Origin of the sequence: Mesorhizobium sp. (assembly GCF_005063415.1) — a bacterium.
Lineage (GTDB): Bacteria > Pseudomonadota > Alphaproteobacteria > Rhizobiales > Rhizobiaceae > Mesorhizobium.
In genome coordinates, this window is the sequence record NZ_SUEG01000245.1 from 1 (window position 1) to 4,700 (window position 4,700).

Annotated in this window: 3 protein-coding genes and 1 pseudogene; all 4 read right to left on the minus strand. The window is 63.1% G+C overall.

Features of this window, described 5'->3' with window-relative positions; all coding sequences use genetic code 11:
* A pseudogene (locus tag E5W70_RS30970) lies at window positions 1-234 on the minus strand (O-linked GlcNAc transferase); the annotation flags it as partial.
* The gene (locus E5W70_RS30975) at window positions 231-1,145 is read right to left on the minus strand and encodes a Ku protein (protein ID WP_292665054.1); all 915 of its coding nucleotides are present in this window, start codon (window positions 1,143-1,145) and stop codon (window positions 231-233) included. The pseudogene E5W70_RS30970 and the gene E5W70_RS30975, both read right to left, overlap by 4 nt.
* Before the next feature lie 220 nt (window positions 1,146-1,365).
* A complete protein-coding gene (gene ligD / locus E5W70_RS30980) occupies window positions 1,366-3,864 on the minus strand; it encodes a DNA ligase D (protein ID WP_292665055.1) in 2,499 nt (832 codons plus the stop codon).
* Window positions 3,865-4,019: 155 nt separating this feature from the next.
* Window positions 4,020-4,244, minus strand: a complete 225-nt coding sequence (locus E5W70_RS30985) for a hypothetical protein (RefSeq protein ID WP_292665056.1) — start codon at window positions 4,242-4,244, stop codon at window positions 4,020-4,022.
* Window positions 4,245-4,700: the final 456 nt, after the last annotated feature.

The following is a 4,700-nucleotide window of genomic DNA, read 5'->3' on the forward strand; positions in this document are numbered from 1 at the left end:
GTTCTCGCTGACCAGCTTGCGCCCGGCTGCGCGCTCCGCAGCAGCGCGACGCTCGATCTCGCCATCGCCGGCTTTGGCGAGCAACATGCGGCCCAACACGACATGCGTGGTGCGCCGGGTGACGCCACGACGCAACTGGCCTTGCTGGCGCTCGACCTCGCGCGCCGCCAGCCTGAGCGGAAAAGCCGCCAGCGCGCCGACGATGCCGAAGACCGTGCCGGCGAGAGCCGTCACGCCTTGCTCTTGCCGACGGCTTTGAGAAGGTTCGCCTTGAGCGGGTTTTGCTTGGCCGCGCCGGCGCCGGCCTTGGCGGATTTCGCCGCAGGCTTGGCCGCCTCATCGGCCTTGCTCTTCGACTTGGCCGGCGGCTTGGCCGATTGCGACAGGCTCGCCTTCAGCGCATCCATCAGATTGATGACGTTGCCGCGCTCAGGCGCCGCCGCGATGATCGGCTTGTGGCCCTTGAGCTTCTCGCGGATCATCGTCATCAGCGCGATCTCGTAGCGGTCCTCGTAATTCTTTGGATCGAAGGTGGTTTCTTTCTGCTTGATCAGCGCTTCGGCCAACTGCAGCATTTCGGGATCGGGGTTTCCGGCCGGGATATTGCCGAAATATTCAGCCGTGCCACGCACTTCGTTCGGATTCCTCAAGGTGCAGACGAACATGCCGTTCTCGCGCGCGCCGATCGTCACCACGCGCTCGCGGCTGGACAGCACCAGGCGCGCGATCGCCAGCCTGCCGGATTTGCGCATCGCTTCGCGCAGCACGGCGAAGGTCTCCTCGGCCATTGCGCCGTCCGGCGCCAGGTAATAGGGCGCATCCTGATAGATGACGTCGACCGAATGCTCGTCGACAAAGGCCTCTATGTTCATCGTATGATTGGATTCGATACGCACCGCATCGAGATCGGCATCCTCGATGATGATGTATTGCTTGTCCTCGTATTCGTAGCCCTTGACCAGGTCCGAGCGCTCGACCAGCCCGAGTTCGGGGTCGACCGGTTTCATGTTGATGCGGTTGTGCGTCTTCTTGTGCAGCTGGTTGAAGCTGATGCGCTCGCTGGCGCTGGTCGCCGGATAGAGCCGGACCGGACAGCTGACCAGACTGAGCTTGAGGTAACCTTTCCAACTTGCCCTGGGCGCCATGAAATACTCCTACGCGGCCTTGTGCTGTCGAACTGTTCGCAGCCCCGTTCGTCCGGAGGACGAACGGGGCTGCCGAAATCCTACATTGCCCCTTACAATACCGACAAATCCCTAGCGAAATCTTCCTCCGCTGGGAGCCGCCTGCAGGCAAGAGGTCCGTCGCGAAGAATAATTCAAATTTTCCGGAGCGTCGATGGAGTCTGGGGCCGCGCCCGCAGGACTACCTCGCGGTGCCTATCACCGGCAAATCCCGGGCGAAATCTTCCATGTCGGCCCAGGGATCGCCTGACGTCGCCAGCAGGCCTGGCAGGGACGAATAATTCAGATCCTGCGGAGCATCGATGGATTCCAGATCGCTCCAGCTGACCGGTGTCGAGGCCGGCAAATTGGTGCGGGCGCGCAGCGAATAGGGAGCAGCCGAAGTGTGGCCGCGCGCATTGCGGTGATAATCGATGAAGATGCGCCGCTTGCGGTTCTCCTTGCCCATGGTGGTGGTGAAAGTGTCGGGCGCGGTGGCGGCAAGATGTGTCGAGATGGCGCTGGTCGCCTGGTGCAGTTTCTTCCAGTTCTGCTTTTGCGTCACCGGCACGGTGATGTGAATGCCTTGGCCCCCCGAGGTCTTGGCGAACGGCACCAGCGCTAGCGCTTCCAGCTCGCCCTTAATGTGCACCGCCGCCTCAACCACCTCGCGCCAGGCGATCCCCTCGCCCGGGTCGAGGTCGAAAACGATCAGGTCCGGCTTGTCGAGCCGCGTGCGATGGGTGCCCCAGGTGTGGAACTCGACGACACCGAACTGCGCCAGAGCCAGATAGCCCTTGGCGTCTTCCACCGAGAGATAGGATTTGGTCTCGCCCTCCGAATTGGTCGCCTCGAAGGTCGCCACCGAGGACGGCATGCCGGTGAAGGCATGGCGCTGGAAGAAACAGTCCTGCGGCCTGCCGGTCGGGCAGCGCACCAGCGAGACCGGCCGGCCGAGAATGTGCGGCAGCATGAAATCGCCGACCAGCGCGTAATAGACGGCGATATCGAGCTTGGTCGGCCCGGTCTTGCCGAACAGCCGCCGCGTCGGGTTGGTCACCCAGATGGTGGCGAGGTCGGCCTCGGCGATCAGCCGCTTGCGTTTGGCCGACACTGGCGTCGACAGGCCGACGTCACGCAGGCCGCGGAACACGGCATGACGCAGCGCATTGTCGGTGGTCCGGTTGGCGTAGTGGATATGTGCCGAAAGCAGCGGCCGCACCCAGTTCATCTCGCGCATGATTTCGCGGGGAACCCCTTCGGGCGCGGATGCACCGGCCCGCAATGGCTCCAGCCGCGCCAGCAATTCGCCTGCTGTCCCCGCATCGAAGCCGGTGCCGACCTTGCCGCGATAGTGCAGCTCGCCGTCTTCGAATTCGCCGAGGCCAAGTGCAGCCAACCCCTCTGCCGCATCGGAGACTGTGTAGCCGGCGATGACAAAGTCGCCGGTCTGGCGCGCCTTGGTCTTGGTCCAGGTCTTGGTGCGGCCGCTCTGGTAGACCGCCGTGGCGCGCTTGGAGACGACACCCTCGAGCCCCATCTCGGATGCCTGGTCATAGAGCGCCTGGCCGTCGCCTTCGACATGATCGCTGAGCTGGATGGCGGAGTTTGCGCCGAGACCGGACAGCAGTTGCGAAAGCAGTGCCTTGCGCCGGCGGAGCGGCGCTTGTCTCAGGTCCCAGCCGTCGAGATAGAGAAGGTCGAAGGCGTAGAAGTGGAGCTTGTTGCCGGCGCCTTCGGCCAGCGCGTCTTGCAAAAGGGCAAAGCGGCTGATGCCCTTGGCGTCGAGCGCGACGACCTCGCCGTCGATGATCGCCTCGCGGCACGGCAGCCTGGCGAATGCAAGCGGCAGGTCGCCATAGCGCTTCGTCCAGTCGAGGCCGGCGCGGGTGATCAGCCTGACCTTTCCGTCGGAAACATGCGCCATGGTGCGGTAGCCGTCGAACTTGATCTCGTGCAGCCAGACTTCGCGTGTTTTTTCCGCGGGGTGTTCACCTCCCGGCGGCTTCGGAACCTGCGTAGCCAGCTGCGGCTCGATCCGGGAAGGCGGCGGCGCCTTGACGGCGCCCGACAAAGCGCCGGGTTTCAGCACCAGCGGCTTGGCAGGTTTGGCGGCAGGCTTCGGCGTTGCCACCAGTTCCTCGATGCGACGGCCGGATTTGACGCTTTCCGGCCGGGCGTCCAGTATGTCGAGCGTGGCATCGGCGGCGAGATCGCGCTCCTTGAACAGCAGCCAGTTCTTCTTGCCCTCATCCTCGCCGGGCTTCGGTTTCAGCCGCGTCAGCATCCAGCCGCCATTGAGCTTCTCACCGGCGAGCCGGAACTTGAAGGAACCGGTACGCAGGCTCTTCTCGACATCGTCCATCGGCGCCCAGACGCCGGTATCCCAGACGATCATCGGCCCGCCGCCATATTCGCCTTCGGGAATGACACCTTCGAAGTCGATATACTCGAGCGGATGGTCCTCGGTCTCGACCGCCAGCCTTTTGTCGGCGGGATTGAGCGACGGGCCGCGCGGCACCGCCCAGCTCTTCAGCACGTCGCCGACCTGCAGGCGCAGATCGTAGTGATCGGCGGTGGCGTGATGCTTGTGGACGACGAAACGATTGCCCTCACCGGCAACCAGACCGCCGGCCGGTTCCGGCGTCCTCGTGAACTCGCGCTTGGCGCGATAGGCCTTGAGCTTCGAAGGAGCTGGCATGGACTAGACGTAGGTGGTGGGCAAAAGCAACGAGCGCAGCATCAAAATCCCATCGCAGCGGCGCTCCAATGTCACGGCATGGATCCCAGGGTCTCCGCGACGTAGCTTCGCTCCTGCTCCGCCCTGGGATGACGAAGAATGGGAGGTCACGCCGCTCAATCGTCGGTGGCCGGTGTCAATTCGAGTTCGGCCGGCGACAGGCCCTGCTGCAGCTGGCTGAGCCGGAATTCGTCGACCCAATAGGCCTCGCCATCGACCAGCACGCGCGCGCTGTAGCTGCCGGCCGAAAAACGCTGCGCGGTGATGTAGACCTTGTGGCGGTCGAGCGCCCGACGCACCGCGGCGCGCTTGGATTTTTGGCTGATAGCGGAACTGGCCATGCAATTTGCTCATACACGCAGAGCCGCAAGACAAGACGGCCGGCTCAAGGATGGCTGAGACGGGGTGTCGTGTCAATTTCGGCGAGCGAGCGTCCAACGACCGCCGACGGATAGTGCCCGACGTCCATATATCAGAACGTGACACTTCCACGGACTGGATGAAGCATCCCTCGAATGGATGAAGCTGAAAGCTCGAATGGATGAAGCTGAAAGCTCGAATTTATGTGTAGGCTCGTGGTGCACGTCTTCCAATTGGCGTCGCGGGATAGCAAGCCCCCGACCGAGGTCGCTATTTTGACTAACGGAAAACGGACATGCATCGGCCTCAAAGCTGCGGTTCCACCTGCAAGCAGCGCCGAGTTGCTGAAATCCAGGGGCTGGTTTCGTGTCAACTGGCAAAAAATACTCTTCGCTAGTATGTTGATCGTCGGCGCGACAATTACGCTCTCGACTGCG